Genomic DNA, 17,731 nt, shown 5'->3' on the forward strand with positions numbered 1-17,731 from the left:
TTTTACTTCATTTTTAAAGTTTAGTTTTGGTTTTTTTTCCTGAAATGATAGTTATTAGTTTTTGTTTTTTATTACCATCATTACCAACCAAACCAAATTCATCACTTTTATAATTCCAGTTTGCATATCCAATTCCTGTTTCTTCAAAAAGCTCGATCATATCTTCATACCAAATAAGACTATCTTTTTGTGGTGCGTCAGAAATAATTCCAAACTCCCCACAGTATAGAGGTAAGCCTAATTCTTTTGCTTTTTGAATGGGTTTTTGCCACATTTTTAATAATATGGCTTTGTTAAATTCTACATTTACCCATTTTTTCACTAATGGTTTTACAGCTTGAGGAAGTTTCTTAAATTCCTTTTCAGTAAGTATTATTCCCGGGTAATGCACAGGGCCTTTGTATTCTTTTAAAGGAGTCCAATGTGTTTTGTAATGACTTAATAAAAAAGGCTTATAAAAATGAAAGCTCAAAAGAATATTTTTATCATTTAGAGGCACTTCAAGAGCATCAAAAGTTTCTACCGATTGCCATCGATTAGAACCTATAACAATTGTACGTTCTGGTTCTAATGTTCTAATGGCAGAAAAAGCACTAACAAGCAATTTGTTCCAGTCATTGTGATCGTCTGCAACGGCTTCATTCATTAATTCATAGGCCAATAAATGATTAGGGTATTTTTTTAACGTTTTTGAAAGATCACGCCATAGGTCAAAGAATTTTTCTTGTTCTAATGTACTAGTCCATAATGGTTTTACTTTCGCATTGAAATGATGTGATCTTAAAATATGTAAATCGACTATAACTTTTAAGCCATATTCAGAACACCAATTCACACAATCTTCCATTAATTGAAATGCATCTTCATATCGATTTCCATTTTCATCCCACATTTGTTCTTCATCAATGGGCAATCTGATGTGATCAAAACCCAGATCTGCAATTTTTTTTACATCTGATTTTGTGAAAAACTTTGTTCGTTCTTCCGTTTTTTTCTTGGTTTGAGATAGCCAATGTGCAATGTTAGTTCCTTTTTTTACTTCAAATTTTTCAAAATCTGTTTGTTTTGAATTTTGACCAAAAGAAAGGGTAGAAGCCAATATTATAAAAATGACCATCATATATTGCATTATTTTAAAGCTTGTCCTCATTGTATTTTATATATATTACCAACCTTTGTTATCAAGAGCTTCTAGAACGACTACTTCATCCATTTCTGCATCCATTGTACCAGCTACAGCAATGGCACCTAGAAGTTCATCATTATGCCAAATGGGATATCCTCCTTTTAAAGGAACATATGCTTCTGATGTAGCACTATCCAGAACCAACATAGGTGTTCTTCCTTCTAATACTACATTTTCGAGATCGATTGTGGGCCTTTTAAAAGCAGCAGCGGTGGCAGCCTTACCAATTGCTATTTTTGCAGCACTACTCATTGTATTTTCAAGACTCTCTAATAATATTAGATTTCCACTGCTATCAACAATTGCAATTGCTCCTGGGACATTATGTTGAAATGCTGACTTTGTAGCAGCATTCATAAGTGATTTTGCGTCACCATACGTTATTTTAAAAGTTTCTTTTGGCATTTTTAAAGTCTATAAATTTCTTTTCGTACTAATTTCATCAAATCCATATGTTTTTCTTCATGCATAAGTCTTCTGTATTTATCACGATCTAGATGTTCTACAATATTCCAAATGGCTTTATTCATTTCTGCATGTTCAGTAAAAAAACCAACCATATCAAAAATACGGGGAGATGCATCGGCTGTAAAATACTTGTTGTAACCAAATTCTTTTGCATAAAAGAAAAACTCTACCGTATGTAAAAAATTTCTAGAACCACCAATTAAATCCCAGTCAAACTGCCAATCATTATCATTGGTGTGTAAGTAATAATCTACGTTTGACTGTTCGCACAGAGCGAGTACCTGTGCTGGATTTTCTTTGGCTAAAAGAGAATGACCAAAATCAATTGTAATTCCGGTTGCAGCATTCTGAACTTCTTTTAAAAACACAATTGTTTTTGCGCAACTATCCAAATGACAGTTTACTCTGGTTTCATTAATTTTATATTCAATAAACAAGGGCATTTCTGGTTTATAATCTGCAGCTTCGGCGACAGCATCAATCATATATTTCCAGGCTTTTTGATAATCTACCTGAAATAAGTTGTCAAACCCATCTGATAGAGGGCAACAAGTAACCAAGGGTGCACCAACGGTAATTGCATAATCTTTTGCATCTTTGATCATTTGAACAGCTTCTTGTCGCAGATTTTCTTTTGGTCTGGATAATGCACCAGGGACCCATTTTGTTTCTTTTTTGATATTGGCATTTACAGCAGCAAATTCTAATCCCATCTCTTGCATTAAAGCTTTGGTTGTATTAGCTTCTTCTGTTTCATAAGGAAACACAATCTCAACACCAGTAACTCCATTAATTTTTTTTACGATTTCAAGACGTTCTCTTAGAGCAGTAGGTTCTTGATATTCAGAAAACCTATCCTGTGTTTTACTTAAAAATGCGGTTATAATACTTTGTTTCATTTATATTTTGTTTGATATTGTTGTTGTATTAATATGTGCTGTTACTAGGTTCTTGCTCGATAATGGTATCTCTTACAATATTTTGATCTGTAAACTGATCCATTAAATCTGTTACAGTTGTTGAAAAAGAATACATTACAGCTCCCTTTTTACCAGCTTGGAACCAATGTTTTGTCCCTGCTGGTAATACTAATTGATCTCCAGGGTTAAGTACAACTTCATTGCGCATGGTGTAGCAATCTTCTTTTCCATCTACAATAAAACCTTGTGTCATGTTATTTTCTCCAGGGATATAGAAATAAAGTTCTCCACTAATAGCTCTTATAACTTCTTCTTTTCCGGGGTCATTTCCTACGGTAGGGTGCCAGTGCTCTGGTTCTGTTTGATTGGGTAATAAAACCAATATTTTACCGGCTATTCTATCAGTCTGAAACATGGTTAGTATTTGAACGCCTTCTTTTTTTATATGATTTAAACCAAAATCTGCAGCTGTTATTTTCTTTTTATCCTCTGGTGTTAGTAATAGTCCAGCAGCTTCAATCATCTCGATGGATTGTTGACAAACTTCTTTAAATTCTTCAAATTTTATCATTCTTTACTTCTTTATTGAGTTAGAGACAATGGTTTTTGTGGTTTTACGATCAGCCACATAGGTATAGCTAATACATTAAGTAGTGCGGCTAAAAAGAAAAAAGGAGTATTAGAACCTGTAAATGCTATCATATAGGGGAAAGCTAATGCAGTAAAAAAAGAACCTAAGTTTCCTGCCATATTCATGGTTCCGCTAACAGTTCCCGAATGCTCTTTTCCAATATCAAGGCAAGCTGACCATGATGGACTTAACGTCATATCTGCTCCAAATACAGCCAGAGATATAAAGATTACGGCTCCCAGGACTTCGTCCATATAGATACTTGCTACTATTCCGATGGCTGCAAGAGCAAATCCTATCATGGCAGGTACCTTTCTTGATAGTCCCCAGTTTCCTTTTTTGTAAATGAAATCTACCATCCAACCTGAAACCCAATTTCCGATGGCACCAAATATAAATGGAGCAGAGGAATAGAAACCAGCTTCAATAATATCTAAATTGTATTTTGCCTTAAGGTGAGGGAACAACCAGGTTAAACAAAAAAAGAAGGTGAAATTACTACAGAAATACTGTCCCATCATTAGCCATACTGCACGAGAACCAAATAATTTTTTAAATGAGATAGATGGCTTATTATTATTTGTTTCTTGCACATTTTCTTTGATGATTTTCAATTCATTTTCTGAAACCGAAGCATGATTTTCTGGTAAATCACGATACCACCAATACCATATTAAGGCCCATAATACTCCAATTAATCCAAGAATAACAAAACTCATTCTCCAACTTGTAATATCAATTAACCATGCTACAATAGGCAATGCAATTGCAGCTCCGATTCTACCGCCAGAAAAATTTATACCGTGTACTAAACCTCTTTCTTTTATTGGAATCCAACTAAAAATTGCTCTCGCCATGGTTGGAAAGGCTCCTGCTTCTCCAACTCCAAAAAGAAATCGGACGATGATAAGAGTGAAAAAATTATAAACCGCTCCAGTAAGTGCTGTGAAAATGGACCAAATACTAACTACTGCGGTAAGAATTTTTCTTGCTCCGTGTTTATCTGCCAAAAATCCTGAAGGAGTTTGAAATAAGGCATAACCAAGAGCAAAAATAGATAATACCCAACCCATTTGTTTATCAGATAATGCAAGGTCATTTGCTACTGGGTCCTTGGCTACCGAAATTAAAATTCGATCAAAAAGGACAATCATAGAGAGAACAAATGTGCCTAGTACCATACGATACCTAACAGGGAAAAAAGTGCTTTTTTTACTCATTTAACTTTTTTAGAATTAGTTGCTTTGTTCTATCTAGATGTGATTTGGAAAGTTCTTCGGCTAAGTCGGAGTCTCTTTTCTGGATTGCGTCAATCATTTCCATATGCTCCTGAAGTGTTTCATCAGGTTGTCTTAATAAACCTATTAAGTCAATACAAACCAATAAATTTCCTTTATGAAATAATTTGTGTAGAAAGTTATTTCCGCTGCCAAGCATAATGGCATCATGAAATTTGGCATCTGCTTTTTGATAAGCATCGTTGTCAATTTTTCCATTTAAAAAAGGAAGGAATAGATTTCTAAGTTCACTTATTTCGGCATCTGAAGCGCGGTCTGTAAATAATCGAATGGCAGTTACTTCTAAAGCTATCCTGCAATCGAATATTTCTACAATTTCTCTATCTGTAAATTCTTTTACAATTACACCTTTGCGAGGAACAGATTCTATTAAACCTTCTCCTTCTAACATTTGTAGTGCCGATCGTAAAGGCGTTCTGCTAATACCCAGATTTTCTGCTAGTTTGTCTTGAACAATCTTCTGCCCAGGGACTAGTTTTTTATTTATAATCATTGATCTGACCTCTTTGTAGGCCTGTGCACTTAGTTCATTATTAGAGAGTTTTTCCATCTTATATTTTATTTCGTATACGGTATACAGTATACTAAAGTAGTCTAAACTAATGATTTATACAAATGTTTTTTAAAATTGAATGAAAATTGAGTTTTAAAATAACTTCTAACTGAATAGCAGGAAAGTCTATAAGAAAGAAATATGAAGTTGAATAAGAACCTAATAAATATAGGTGTTTAAAGAGGGGGTATATAGTGTTTGTGTTAAACTATTGTAGCAATTAATTTGTTGTTTTTACACATGGATAATATTTTAAAATATCTTTTATCATCATAGTAGTAATGCTATCAAACTATTGATAGGCTAAATAGTAATCAAGGAAGTTAGTATTATGTAGTATATATTTTGGGAAGAGTATTATTTTTTTACTTTAGAAACTTCCTGAGTTGTAACCATTTTTTTCTGTGTATTTCCCCATGTGTTCATGATATAATTCATAACATCCGCAATTTCTTCATCCTCAAGCCCTAGTGAAGTCATTGCACTATTGTATGATATTCCGTTAACTTCTATAGGGCCATTTAGTCCATACTTTATAGAGTGAATACTTTCTTTACGTTTATTAACTAACCAATCAGATCCTGCAAGGGGAGGGAATACTTTTGGAGTTCCTTTTCCATCTGGAAGATGACATTGCATACAAAAATCAGCATATATCTCTTTTCCACGGGCAATACTTTCTGAAAGTATTGCATCTTGAATTTCTAATTCTGTATTTGAAATGTATGTGTAATCAGTGTTTCCTTTTTGAGCAAGAATCGATACGCTCATAACCAATATTATGATTTCAAAGATTAAAAGTTGTTTTAAACGCTTCTTCATTTTATATTTCTATTTTAGGGAAGGAACTATTTTTACAATACCTTTATTTTCGATAGCAACATAGATAAATCCATCAGGTCCTTGTCTTACATTGCGAACACGTCCCATGCCATCTAATAGTTTTTTTCGTCCTGTAACTTTATTGTTGCTTAACTCTACCAATTCCAAATATTGAAATTTTAAAGAACCTACTACGAGGTCGTTTTTCCAATCGGGGTATTTGTCACTGGTAATAAAATCCATACCACTGGGAGCAATAGAAGGTACCCAATAATATAAAGGTTGTTCCATTCCTTCTTTTTTGGTGATATCTGTTATCGATGTACCACTATAATTGATACCATAAGTGATTACTGGCCAACCATAATTTACTCCTTTTTTTATAGGATTAATTTCATCTCCACCCCTTGGTCCATGCTCATGAACCCAAATTGTGCCATCAGGGTGGATTGCCATTCCTTGAGGATTACGATGTCCATAAGAGAAAATCGCCTTTTTTGCACTATCCTTATTTACAAAAGGGTTATCTTTTGGGATGCTTCCATCATCATTAAGACGATATATTTTTCCACCATCTTTGGTAATATCCTGAGGGTTTACATCTCTATTTCCTCTATCTCCAATGCAAAAGTATAAGTATCCATCATTATCAAATTCTATTCTAGATCCAAAATGGTGTCCACGGGTAGTATTTGGAGTTCCCTTATATAATTTTTCTATGTTAACTAACTCATTATTTTTAAGTTTAGCTCTTATTAGTGCTGTATTTCCTCCTTTTTCTGGACCTTCTTTAGAAGAGTATGTTATGTATAGCCATCCATTTTCTTTGTATTTAGGATGTAGCTCGATGTCTAATAAGCCTCCTTGATTACGATTATATACTTCTGGTACATTTGCAATTGAAGTTTTAACACCATCTTTAAAGAGGATTAGCTCTCCACTTTTTTCTGTAATTAACATACTCCCATCAGGTAACCAAACCATTCCCCAGGGAATTAATAAATCAGGAACTACTATTTCTGTTGTGTAATTCTTAGGATCTTCTTCTAAAGTAATATCATTTTTCTTTTCCTGAGCACATGAAAAAGTTGTGAGGAAAGTAAAAGTCAATAGGAGAACAAAATTCTTCATAAATTATGTGTTTACTCTGGAAAAATACAAAGAAATATTGTTTATAATCTATAATTTATGTTAATCCCTCCATAGATATTAAATGGTAAACCTGGATAAAAATATCTTGGAGCGTTACCTCCAAAACCTCTTGCGTTAATCTGTAATTGAGAAGCATAGTCAGTGTCTAAAATGTTATTTACACCCAAAAATAAATCGTAATTGAAGTGGTTACTAATACTATTCTTAAATCCTATTTTACCATGTAATAATTCATAGTTTTTACTAAAAGTAGTATTGGCGTCATTAACTGGGATTTTGCCTACGGTTTGATAATTAAGATTACCATAAAACCCTTTTTCTGTAATAAATTCGATGCCAGAATTGGTAACTTCTGAAGGAACACCAGTAAGATCGTTACCAGAAAAATTACTGTCAAGATCAATAAAATTATCAAATGTATGGTCATATATAGATGCGTTGAAAAAGAAATTTAAAGTTCTTTTACCAAGATTTAATCTGGCAACGGTGAAATTTAATTCAAACTCAGCTCCATTATGAGTGGTTTTGCCGGCATTAATTGCAAAGAAATTGTCATCTACAGTTCTCCTTGAGACTAACAAATCTCTGGCTCGAAGCGTGTACAAAGATAAAGAACCGTATACTCTGTCGTCAAGTAGTTTGTAACGTGTTCCAATTTCATAATTCCAACCTATTTCGGGCTTTATATTTGGATTAAAAATACCATTAGGTAATAATGTTTCTGATGTTGTAGGAGTAGAGAAACCATGAGCAATAGAACCGTAAAAAGTAACGTTGTAATTTAAAGTATAGTTTATACCAATTTTTGGAGAGAGTATAGGGTCGAAATCAAATTCTCCAGAATTGTCTTCTCCATCTGATAAAAACTGATCTTCAATGTCAAAGGAAGTTTGATTAAGGTGTGCCCCAGCATTAAATCTAAGTTTTTTGTTAATTTCATAATTCACTTCGCCAAACAGGTTATAATAGTATCGTTTTTCATCAAGATCAGAAAGTTGATTTCCCTGTACACTACCCGTTCCGATAGGGAAATCTTCATAAAGATTTTGAAAAGTCTTACCGGTATAATTTTCAAAAAACAATTCTCCGCCTATGGTCCAATTCAGTTTCTTTTTAGCGACAAGATGTGTGCCTAAAATCCTACTCCTAATACCAAAGCTATTTGTATTTTCTTTAAGGATGTTAAATGGTCTGGGTTCATCATTATTTCTAAAAGAAGTAAATAAACTGGTGTTGTTGGATACTTTTTCATTGAAACGATGTTTCCAGGTTAGTCCTAAAATTCCGTAATTTATGTCTTCAAAACCTTGAGCTCTTCCCCATGTAAATGCAGCTTGTCTGGGATTGTTATCAAAGTCTTCCTGATTTAAGGAACTAGGTATGCCCGCTTTGAGGTCGACATAACTTCCTAATATAGAAAAGCTATCTTTTTCTCCTAAATCAAAATCAGAGGCGAGTGTTATTGTATTTCGATCATACTCATTATTCTCTCGATAACCATCGGTATGGTTATTACTATAGAGTACAATAATATTTGAATTCTTCAGAGATGTAGAGGCTCTAGCGAGAATTCGTCTTAAACCATAACTTCCAAATGACGTAGTAAGTTGACTTTGGGTAGTATTTTCTTCAGCATATTCAGGCTTAAATAATATGGCGCCACCCAATCCGACACCAAAACTACTAGATGAAGGCCCTTTATGAATTTCAATTTGAGATACAGTCCCGAGTTCTAAATCTTCTATTGAAGATTCTCCATTTCCATCAGTTAATGGAATATCACCAAAATAAGCTCTGATATTTGCGGTTCCAAATAAATTTCTGGCACCAATTCCTCTAATTGTGATTCGATTGGTGTTTAATGTTCCGTTTTGCATAAAAACACCTGCCACACGATTTAGAACAGGGTGTAATTCTATCGGATTTCCTCGGTTAATATCATTTGCAGTGATAGTAGAAACAGCATCTGTTGCATATTTATGTGGTTGCGGACGAAAATAGTCTTCAATTAATACCTGTGTTAATTCTGTAATGGGGGATAATGTTATCTCTATATGTTCATCTTTACTATAATTGTCTTTGTTGATCAGGATGTAAACTCCGGCATATCCTTCTTTAGAAAATTCGATTTTACCTAAAGCCTTTATAGAAAATTTTCCGTTCACATCAGTTAAAATACTGACATTACTTCCGACATCAAGAACCTTAGCATTTTCTATGGGCAGGTTATTTGAACTATCAATTACGGTTCCGGTAACATTGAGTTGCGAGTAAGCAGGAAAACTACAAACAAGTATTAGCAATAAAAATATTCTTTTCAAGATTTGTTTTTGTTCAAATATCGTAAACTAAAGATAAATGCTTTTAAAAAACATGATTGTGTTAATGAATTTTACTAAATACCTTTTTAAAATTTAAGAGTTATATCGTTAACAGAGAAAGAAAGGACGTTCACAGATTAAAATTTCTTAAAAGCTGTAAGAGTATCACTTTTGATGTATCAAATTCAAAAAAATGATACGAACAGTAGTTGTTATGTTTTTTTTCTTCATTGGATCTCTAATCACGACCAGTCAAGAGGTAAGAACTTTTAGAGGTACGGTAATAGACGTAGTCACTAAAGAAATAATTCCTTTTGCAACAATCGCAGTTTATAATGATAAAAATGAATTGTTAGATGGTGCCTCGACAAATGATAGAGGACATTTTCAGTTAAAAACTAATAAACGATTTACATATTTTGAAATTAGTTTTATTGGTTATGAAAACTTTGTGAAACGACTTTCTGAAATTAATGACCTTACCAATATCTCAATTGAATTAAAACCGACAGTGAGTAATCTCGAAGAGGTTGTGGTAGAAGCTGGCCGAACCACTACACAACTCAAAATTGATAGAAAAATTATTGATATAGGAGCAGATATTCAGCAATCAGGAACTACGGCACTCGAAGCTTTTGACCAAATAGTTGATATCCAAACTGACCTGGGGACAGGTAGTATATCTTTAAGAGGAAGTGATAATGTAAGATTATTAATCAATGGGAAACCATCTTCTATGGATGCTGTAGAATTGTTAGAACAAATTCCGTCATCTACTATTAAAAGTGTAGAAATCATTACTTCTCCTTCAGCAAAATATCAAGCAGATGGGTTGTCTGGTGTTATCAATGTCATTCTAAAGAGAAATTTGAATACTGGATTAAATCTTAATCTCAACAGTTCTGTAGGAACAAAACGTTATGGTTATGGAATTGATGGAAACTATAATTTATCGTTTGTAAATCTAAGGTTTAATGCTTCACAATCTGGACGAGAAATGGATAGTAAGCAAACTATCGATAGAACTTTTCTGAATGGTAATACCCAAAGCATTTTTACTCCTCATGATTTTAATGGCCTTGTTAGAAAAGGAACAGTAGGATTGGATTTTTTTATAGATAAATATAATGAGTTCTCGATAGGTTTTGATTATACTGATGATTATCACAGTTTTTATAACAATTCACAATATTTTAATGTGACAGATCGTAATGATTTTGTGTATACCCGAAACTCAGCACATTCACATCTTACTTCCGTTTTTAATGCTAATTATCGCAAAGCGTTTCGTAAAGAAGGACATTTTTTAGAGATAGATTATAATCTTAATGACAATAAAAATGAATATCCTGCTTCTGATTTTGAAGATGCTGTTTTTTTGTTTGATCAAATTATAGAGGAAGATAATACCATTCATGCAATATCATTAGACTACGTTTTACCGGTTTCAGAAAAAATTCAAATAGAAACAGGAGCTTCCTGGAATAGAAGTGATACAAAAAACCAGCAGTTTTTTAGAGCAAATAACACTACCGGAGCACTAGATACATTTGATTATGAAGAAGAATTGTTAGGTATTTACGGACTTGCAAAATTTAGTGCTCAAAATTTAGACTGGCAAGTAGGGTTGAGGTATGAAGATTTTTCTTCGACATCGCAAAACACGTTGAATTTATCTACAACAGATTTGGATTTTTCTAACTTTTTTCCATCAATACATGTTTCCTATAAGTTTAATGAAGATAATACAATCGGTTTAGGATATAGTAAGCGAGTCTCCCGTCCTAATCTACATCATATCAATCCTTTTCAGTTAGGTAATCCTTTCTTCAGGTTTGATGGTAATCCAGAATTAAAGCCAGAATCAAGTGATAATATTGAATTGAATTATCAAAATAATGGCGAAAAAATAAATTGGTCTTTAGCGACATTTTATCGGTATAGGAAAGATGTAATCCTGTGGGTAAATGATATCGAAGACAATAATGTACAGGTAATCTCATTCCAAAATATCGGGGTAAATCATTCTTTTGGAGTTGAAACTACAGTGAAATACAAATTTGCTAAGTTTTGGGATACAGCCCTTACGGGCAACTATTATTATACGGCGATAGATGATAATAACCTGGTTACGTGGGATGAGCTATACTCATCAAATCTACAACTAAAAAATACATTTAAGATTTCTAAAAAGATTAGTACAGATATTACATATCGACATATGCCAAGACGACAAAATGCTTTTAATTTTATTGAACCAAGACATAGAGTAGATTGGGCATTAAGAGCAAAATTTCTAAAAAATAAATTGACAGCTAACCTTAGAGTCATTGATGTGTTAGATAATAATTTAATGAAACGAAATACGCGTACCACAGAGTTTAATCAACGTACCGTGTGGAAGTTTCAATCACAAACTCTTGGATTTCTTTTTAGCCTCAATTACATGCTTTTCAAAAATGAAAATAAAGAGAGAAATAGAAAAAAAAGAGAATATAGACATAATGATTCTAACAATTAAAAATTGAACAATGGTAAAATTTAATGTAATACAAAGGAACTCTTTTCTATTTATGATATTGGTAGTTTTGGGATTAGGACTAGTAAGTTGCAATTCTAATGAACTTATTGAAGAAAAAGTTAGTTCTCAGGAGCTCTCTGGGTGGGAAACACTAGGGAAAGGTAAAACTTCGATACAAGATCATGAATTTGTTTTTGAAGAGATAGATAGCTCTGATGGTTTCTTTTTGATAAGTCCAAAAAGATATGAAGGTGATATGGTATTAAAGTATAAGGTAAAGCCTTTGTCTGAAGCATCGGTATTAATCACATTGTTTTCGGCATCTGATACAGCAGAAACATTACAACTCACCTTACCAGAAAAGAACGCTGATGAAGAGGCAATATGGGAGTGGCGTAGAAAAATGAACCATTATAACTTGACCTTTAATAATGAATCTCATGGATATACTCCATTTTTTTATAAAAACATTTCTTCATTAGATCGAGGTTTTCATCTCCGAAAAGAAGAAAATATAATGAAGTCTAAGGAATGGGTTACCGTAGAAATAGGTAAAAAAGAGAATAGTGTATGGTTTTCTCTTGACGATATTGTTATTTTCGAACGTACAGACTTTTCGCCACTTTTAGGAGGACATGTGATTTTTAGAATAAGCGGCACTACAACCAAAGAAAAAACTATTCTGGCAAAGGCATCAATAAAGGATTTAGTGATTTATCATCAATAAAAATAATAACTTAGTACTCTTCTATGAATAATAACACGATGTATCTAAAACTGAAAAAGACAGAGCCTGTATTGCATTTGTTCTTTTGGGGAATGGTACTCTTTTTTCCGTATGTAAAATATATGGGTAGAGAAGGAGGGTATCCTATGAGTTTTATGCATGAATTGGTAGCATTATTATTCAATATGATTCCCACATATATAATGTATTTGTGGTTCTTTCCATTAAGCAATAAGAGAAAATATATTCTTTTAGTATTGCTTGTCTTTATTTGCAACGCTTTGATTCATTACTATGCCGATACTTTTTTTCATCCAGAAGAAGGACATAAGCATCATCGTTGGAGATCTATAACTTCTAGTTTGGTAACATACTTATCTTTTAGTTTGGTTTTTTTTGCTTTACATTCTGTAAAGAAGTTATATACAAAACAGCAAGAGTTAGATGCTACAATACAAGAAAAACAACAAGCAGAACTTAGAGCGTTAAAAGCACAAGTGAATCCACATTTTTTATTTAATACACTCAATAATATTTATGCAAATGCATTAAAAGGAGATGAAAAAACTCCTGATTTAATTTTAAAACTCTCGAATAATTTTAGATATGTATTGCATGAAGGACAAAAAGAAGATGTATCTCTTGATCAGGAAATTACTCATATAAAAGACTATATTAGTTTGCAAGAAGAACGATTATCTACTAAGGTAGAAGTTGATTTTTTGAGTAAGATGGATAATGCAAAAAAACAAATTGCACCATTACTATTAATTCCTTTTGTAGAAAATGCATTTAAGTACACAAGTATTTTGAAGGGTAATAAACATCCAATAAATATTAAAGCAATATTAAAAGATAACCAGTTCTCTTTTTATTGCGAGAATCCATACGATGAAAATGGAAAACAAGAGATCGAAATAAACTGGCAAGAGAGCGGTATTGGAATAAAAAACACACAAAAAAGGCTGCAATTGTTATATCCAGAACAGCATCAATTAGAAATTAAAAAAGAAGAGAACCTATTTAGAGTGATACTTACTATTTCATTATGATACATTGTTTAATTATAGAAGACGAGCATGGAGCGCAAGAGGTTTTACAAAATTATATCGAGAAAACCCCTTTTGTGAACTGTTTGGGGGTGTATGAAAGTGGATTGGATGTACCATTACAAGAGCTAGACGAAACAGATTTTTTGTTTTTGGATATTCAACTTCCCGAATTAAATGGTTTATCTTTTTTAAGAACGTTATCAAATCCTCCTAAAGTTATTATTACTACAGCTTATCCAGATTATGCGGTTGAAGCTTTTGAAGAAGCAGTTGTGGATTACCTGGTAAAACCTTTTTCATATGAACGGTTTTTTAAAGCTGTAAACAGGTTACAGGATATAAAAGCATTGGATAATAATGAGAACACAAAACAGCTTTTTATCTATGCAGATAAGGCTATTTATAAGGTAAATATTGATGATATTCTTTTTTTGAAAGCTGAAGTGGATTATGTGAAGGTAGTTACAAAAGATAAAAGTATTTTGATTTTAGATAGCCTTAGAAATTGGGAAGAAAAATTGTATAATTCTAATTTTGTTAGAATACATCGTTCTTATATTATCAATCTGGATAAGATTGAAAAAGTCTTGGGGAATCAGGTTTTTATTCAAGATACAGTAATGCCGATCGGAAAAACATACAAGAACGATTTCTTAAAGCGTATTAGTTATTAATAATTATTTAGCAAGCCATTTTTTGATAACCTCTTTTTCCTTATCCATAGAATAATATTTCATTTGTTTATTGTTTATAACAACTCCAAATTTTACATCATCATTTGGATGTCTGCTTTTATACCCTTCTAATTGATCTATGGTCATTTCTACCATTGGACGATTCACTAACCCTGCTTCAATTGCTTTCTGAACATTAAAATAATAAGAACCAGCCGGACTTGGTTTCCATAAAGGCATTATTTTGTATGGAAGGATCTCATTTTTTATTAAAAAGTCACCATCAATCCAATGCATTTTTTTCGGCATTTGGGTAGCATGTATTAGGCTGGAGACATAATCTTTAAAGGGAGTAGGAGTGTATGCAACATTGTAGTCTCCATAAATTTTATTCTTAGCGCAGTGAATGATAAAATTCACTAAACTTTTTACATCAGTAACCTGGATGTGATGATTGTGGGTTGCAGGTAACAGGATTTCACCTCCTCTATAAAATCTAATAGGCCAAAATGGTTCTGAATTGGGATCTTCGGGTCTTGTGGTCCTAAAATCTTTCATGCCATGAGATCTGTATATTGTATACTTATTTGTCTTTTCTCTTATGGTGACTTCAGAAAATGTTTTTCTAATAGCATACCTAAAATCTTCTTGTATGGTTTTCGGAAATTTTGGAAGTGGATTTAAAGGTTCTGTCTCTGTTATAAATTTCTTGTCCCATTTATCATAAACAGAAACGGTAGAGACGTAATGATAGTGTCCAATTTGTCCCTCAAATTCCTCCAGGAAATCTGAAACAGCTTTTGGAGATTTCTGCCATGTGTCTACAACGATATCCCAATACGTTTCTTTATGTTTTTTATCAATAGTTTTAAGCCCTTGTTTGTTTTCCAGTTCTCTATCGCAGATTATTATGGGAAGATTTTTAAAAAGGTGAGGGTTTGTTTTTCCTCTATTTAATAAAGTAACATGATAACCAGATTTTAAAAAAGCACTAACAATAGTTGGTCCTATAAAACCTCTTCCGCCTAGAACGAGAACCTTAGGAATATGGTTTTTATCACTATTTGATGTATATGTTAAAGCTTCTAATGGATTTAAAAATGTAAACGCTGTAGCTGCTCCCATGGTTTTTATAAAATCTCGTTTCTTCATTTTGTTTAATCTTAAATTGAGATACAAACAAAGTGATTTGCAAGATGATAACGGAACCTCTTAATTAATCCGAACTTATTCCTTTTACAAATTGACCTGGTGTTTTTCCTGTATGCTTTTTAAAATGATAAAAGAAAGTGGATTTAGAATTAAACCCACATTCATAACCCAACCCTTCAAATGTCAATTGTTTATTATTTCCTTTCCTTATTCTGTGCATAGCATATTCTATTCGTTTTGTATTAATCAAATCATAAAAGGTAGTACCCATGTCCGAATTTATAATCTGAGAAAGGTGATGTTTGGGAATATTTAAAGATTTTGATAAAGTGGTTAATGAAAAATCTGAATGCAAATACATAGTACTTTCTTTAAAAAAGGAATTAATTTTATTTTGAAAAATATTGATCTCATCATTCTTTAAAGGACTATGCTTGTATTTTTTTTCTTCCGGAAATGCACTAAGAGAGATTTCTGGTGTATAGACGATACCATATTTCAAACCAAAAAAACCAATAATTGTAAAAAGGCTAACATAAAGTAACATATCCAGAAGTTCAAAGTATGCAACACCAACCAGAAGTTCTGTAGTAAGCCTTAACATCGCAATTCCTGAGCTAATTAAAAACAAGATTGCTATATTTTTAAGCCAGGATAATTCTAATATACTATGATCGGCTCTTTTTGATTTCAAAAATTTAAGTTTTGCATTAAGCGAGAATAATACATATAAAGGGTAAATAATTCTAGAGGCAAGTTTTGCAATAAGAACGATGATTTCTAACGATAGTTCTTGATTAGGTTTGATATAAAAGCCAGAAATAGTGAAAACCAAAAAAGGTAAAAAATGTAAAATATCAAATTTGCTGGGGTGTTGATTGAATATAGTTTTTGCGTAATAGTAAAAAAAAGGGCCATGTAGAAAACCAATGGTCATTGTTAGTATTTCTAAAGCATTTATAGGATATTTTTCTTTTACTATAGCTAATACTAAGTGAGTGAAAAAAATTAAAAACCAAAGAATTAGATTCCAATCAGATAATCTTTTGTTCTTTTTTGCTAGTATTAATAATATGAATAAAATACTTTGAATTGCTCCTATTCCACAAAATATTTCTAGCCAATAAGTCATGTAGTCATATCTTTTTTAATATTATCTATTACAGAATTAGGTAAAAAATAAAGTATAATCAATACTAGATTAATATCTGAAAAGTAATAATTAATAAAAATTTACAAAAATAAAAAGCTTATAAATTAATTCTGTAAGCACGGTAAAGCTAAAACAAAACCTTACTAAACTATAATTGTACACCTCTTTGTAATTTGTGAGACAACTAAAGAAGAGTAAGTATTATAGATTTTGAAACTGTTGACGATAGTTCTTGGGAGACATTTGTTTGTACCGATTAAACCGCCGGTAAAAAAAAGACAAATTGTTGTAACCAGATTGATAACCGATTTCAGAAACAGATAAGTCGGTTTCAATGAGCATCTTACTGGCAATTGTTATTTTGTATTCATTTATGTAATTAGAAAATGTTTTGTCAAAGGTTTTCTTGAAAAACCTGCAGAATGCCTCTTTACTTAATGAAAGCTTTACAGATAACTCATGGAGTAGATTTTGACTATGGATATTATCTTTGATGTAATTATGAATTACGTTAACTCGATGGCTCTCTTTTGAAGAAAGTACCTTTCCAAATCCTGGCCCAGCTAATAATTGCATGGTGGATTTGGTAGCTAATGTGTGTAGAATATTTAATAATGTTACTAATCTTTCAAAAGGAGCCTGTTTAGCAATAGAAATAAATGATTTTTCTAAAGATGTAGCAATAGTATAATCAAAAGAGACACTTCTAGAAGATTTTTGTAGTAAAGCTTTTATAGCGATAAATTCTGGTTTGTCTAACCAATTTTTGAACAAGGTTTCATCCCATTGTATGATAACACATTTAACGTGTTCATTTTTTGTATCAATGGTCTTCCATGAGTGAGGAACATTTTTACCCACTAGAACCAAATCACCACGTTTAAAAGAATGCATTGAATCTCCCACATACCTTATTCCAGTACTCCTTACCATGTATGTAAGTTCATATTGAGGGTGAAAATGCCATACAGGCTTAAACTCTTTGCCTTCAAAGACTTTAACTTTAAAAGAGCTATCAGGTGAAGTTGTAACCTCTTTAAGGTATGCTTTCATATTTTTTTACGCTAATATTTAAAAACAAAAATGACCATTATTAATTTA

At 32.3% G+C, this 17,731-nt stretch carries 16 protein-coding genes; 4 read left to right on the forward strand and 12 right to left on the reverse strand.

The genetic code is table 11. The annotated features are described in order from the left end of the window. Window positions 1-13 precede the first annotated feature (13 nt). The 9 genes from PQF96_RS09605 to PQF96_RS09645 all read right to left on the reverse strand — a co-directional run bounded on the left by PQF96_RS09605 (window position 14) and on the right by PQF96_RS09645 (window position 9,351). Entirely contained in the window at window positions 14-1,120 is a 1,107-nt protein-coding gene (locus PQF96_RS09605) for a glycoside hydrolase family 5 protein (protein ID WP_271765895.1), read from the reverse strand. Between the two features lie 45 nt (window positions 1,121-1,165). After that, window positions 1,166-1,591 (reverse strand): GlcG/HbpS family heme-binding protein, encoded by a 426-nt coding sequence (locus PQF96_RS09610; protein ID WP_109438166.1) that lies wholly within the window; start codon window positions 1,589-1,591, stop codon window positions 1,166-1,168. Window positions 1,592-1,593: 2 nt separating this feature from the next. Further along, window positions 1,594-2,553 (reverse strand): sugar phosphate isomerase/epimerase family protein, encoded by a 960-nt coding sequence (locus PQF96_RS09615; RefSeq protein ID WP_109438167.1) that lies wholly within the window; start codon window positions 2,551-2,553, stop codon window positions 1,594-1,596. Between the two features lie 28 nt (window positions 2,554-2,581). After that, on the reverse strand, window positions 2,582-3,145 hold the full coding sequence (locus PQF96_RS09620) for a D-lyxose/D-mannose family sugar isomerase (RefSeq protein ID WP_109438168.1): 564 nt from the start codon (window positions 3,143-3,145) through the stop codon (window positions 2,582-2,584). Window positions 3,146-3,156: 11 nt separating this feature from the next. After that, window positions 3,157-4,425, reverse strand: coding sequence for an MFS transporter (locus tag PQF96_RS09625; RefSeq protein ID WP_109438169.1), 1,269 nt, complete (start codon window positions 4,423-4,425; stop codon window positions 3,157-3,159). Then, window positions 4,418-5,053, reverse strand: a complete 636-nt coding sequence (locus PQF96_RS09630; RefSeq protein ID WP_271765896.1) for a GntR family transcriptional regulator — start codon at window positions 5,051-5,053, stop codon at window positions 4,418-4,420. The genes PQF96_RS09625 and PQF96_RS09630 overlap by 8 nt, the downstream gene beginning before the upstream one ends. A gap of 360 nt (window positions 5,054-5,413) precedes the next feature. Then, on the reverse strand, window positions 5,414-5,827 hold the full coding sequence (locus tag PQF96_RS09635; protein ID WP_109438171.1) for a c-type cytochrome: 414 nt from the start codon (window positions 5,825-5,827) through the stop codon (window positions 5,414-5,416). A gap of 60 nt (window positions 5,828-5,887) precedes the next feature. Continuing rightward, window positions 5,888-7,009 carry a PQQ-dependent sugar dehydrogenase gene (locus tag PQF96_RS09640; protein ID WP_271765897.1) on the reverse strand — a complete coding sequence of 374 codons (1,122 nt, stop codon included), beginning with the start codon at window positions 7,007-7,009 and terminating at the stop codon, window positions 5,888-5,890. 41 nt (window positions 7,010-7,050) lie between these two features. Further along, window positions 7,051-9,351, reverse strand: coding sequence for a TonB-dependent receptor (locus PQF96_RS09645; RefSeq protein ID WP_109438173.1), 2,301 nt, complete (start codon window positions 9,349-9,351; stop codon window positions 7,051-7,053). Between the two features lie 193 nt (window positions 9,352-9,544). Here PQF96_RS09645 and PQF96_RS09650 point away from each other — a divergent pair, with 193 nt between their 5' ends. From PQF96_RS09650 to PQF96_RS09665, 4 genes are read left to right on the forward strand one after another with little or no spacing between them, the layout of a single operon-like run. After that, window positions 9,545-11,872 (forward strand): outer membrane beta-barrel family protein, encoded by a 2,328-nt coding sequence (locus tag PQF96_RS09650; RefSeq protein WP_271765898.1) that lies wholly within the window; start codon window positions 9,545-9,547, stop codon window positions 11,870-11,872. Between the two features lie 10 nt (window positions 11,873-11,882). Then, complete coding sequence (locus PQF96_RS09655) at window positions 11,883-12,599, forward strand: hypothetical protein (RefSeq protein ID WP_271765899.1); 717 nt, start codon at window positions 11,883-11,885, stop codon at window positions 12,597-12,599. A gap of 23 nt (window positions 12,600-12,622) precedes the next feature. After that, entirely contained in the window at window positions 12,623-13,651 is a 1,029-nt protein-coding gene (locus PQF96_RS09660; protein ID WP_271765900.1) for a sensor histidine kinase, read from the forward strand. Beyond that, a complete protein-coding gene (locus tag PQF96_RS09665) occupies window positions 13,648-14,325 on the forward strand; it encodes a LytR/AlgR family response regulator transcription factor (RefSeq protein ID WP_143917942.1) in 678 nt (225 codons plus the stop codon). The genes PQF96_RS09660 and PQF96_RS09665 overlap by 4 nt, the downstream gene beginning before the upstream one ends. A 3-nt stretch (window positions 14,326-14,328) precedes the next feature. Here the strand turns inward: PQF96_RS09665 and PQF96_RS09670 are convergent, their stop codons facing one another. The 3 genes from PQF96_RS09670 to PQF96_RS09680 all read right to left on the reverse strand — a co-directional run bounded on the left by PQF96_RS09670 (window position 14,329) and on the right by PQF96_RS09680 (window position 17,683). After that, window positions 14,329-15,477 (reverse strand): NAD-dependent epimerase/dehydratase family protein, encoded by a 1,149-nt coding sequence (locus tag PQF96_RS09670; protein ID WP_143917943.1) that lies wholly within the window; start codon window positions 15,475-15,477, stop codon window positions 14,329-14,331. Between the two features lie 64 nt (window positions 15,478-15,541). Then, window positions 15,542-16,609 (reverse strand): helix-turn-helix domain-containing protein, encoded by a 1,068-nt coding sequence (locus PQF96_RS09675; RefSeq protein ID WP_271765901.1) that lies wholly within the window; start codon window positions 16,607-16,609, stop codon window positions 15,542-15,544. A 222-nt stretch (window positions 16,610-16,831) separates the two neighbouring features. Further along, entirely contained in the window at window positions 16,832-17,683 is an 852-nt protein-coding gene (locus tag PQF96_RS09680) for an AraC family transcriptional regulator (RefSeq protein ID WP_271765902.1), read from the reverse strand. Between the last annotated feature and the right edge of the window lie 48 nt (window positions 17,684-17,731).

This window comes from Aquimarina algiphila (assembly GCF_947494415.1).
Taxonomy (GTDB): domain Bacteria; phylum Bacteroidota; class Bacteroidia; order Flavobacteriales; family Flavobacteriaceae; genus Aquimarina; species Aquimarina algiphila.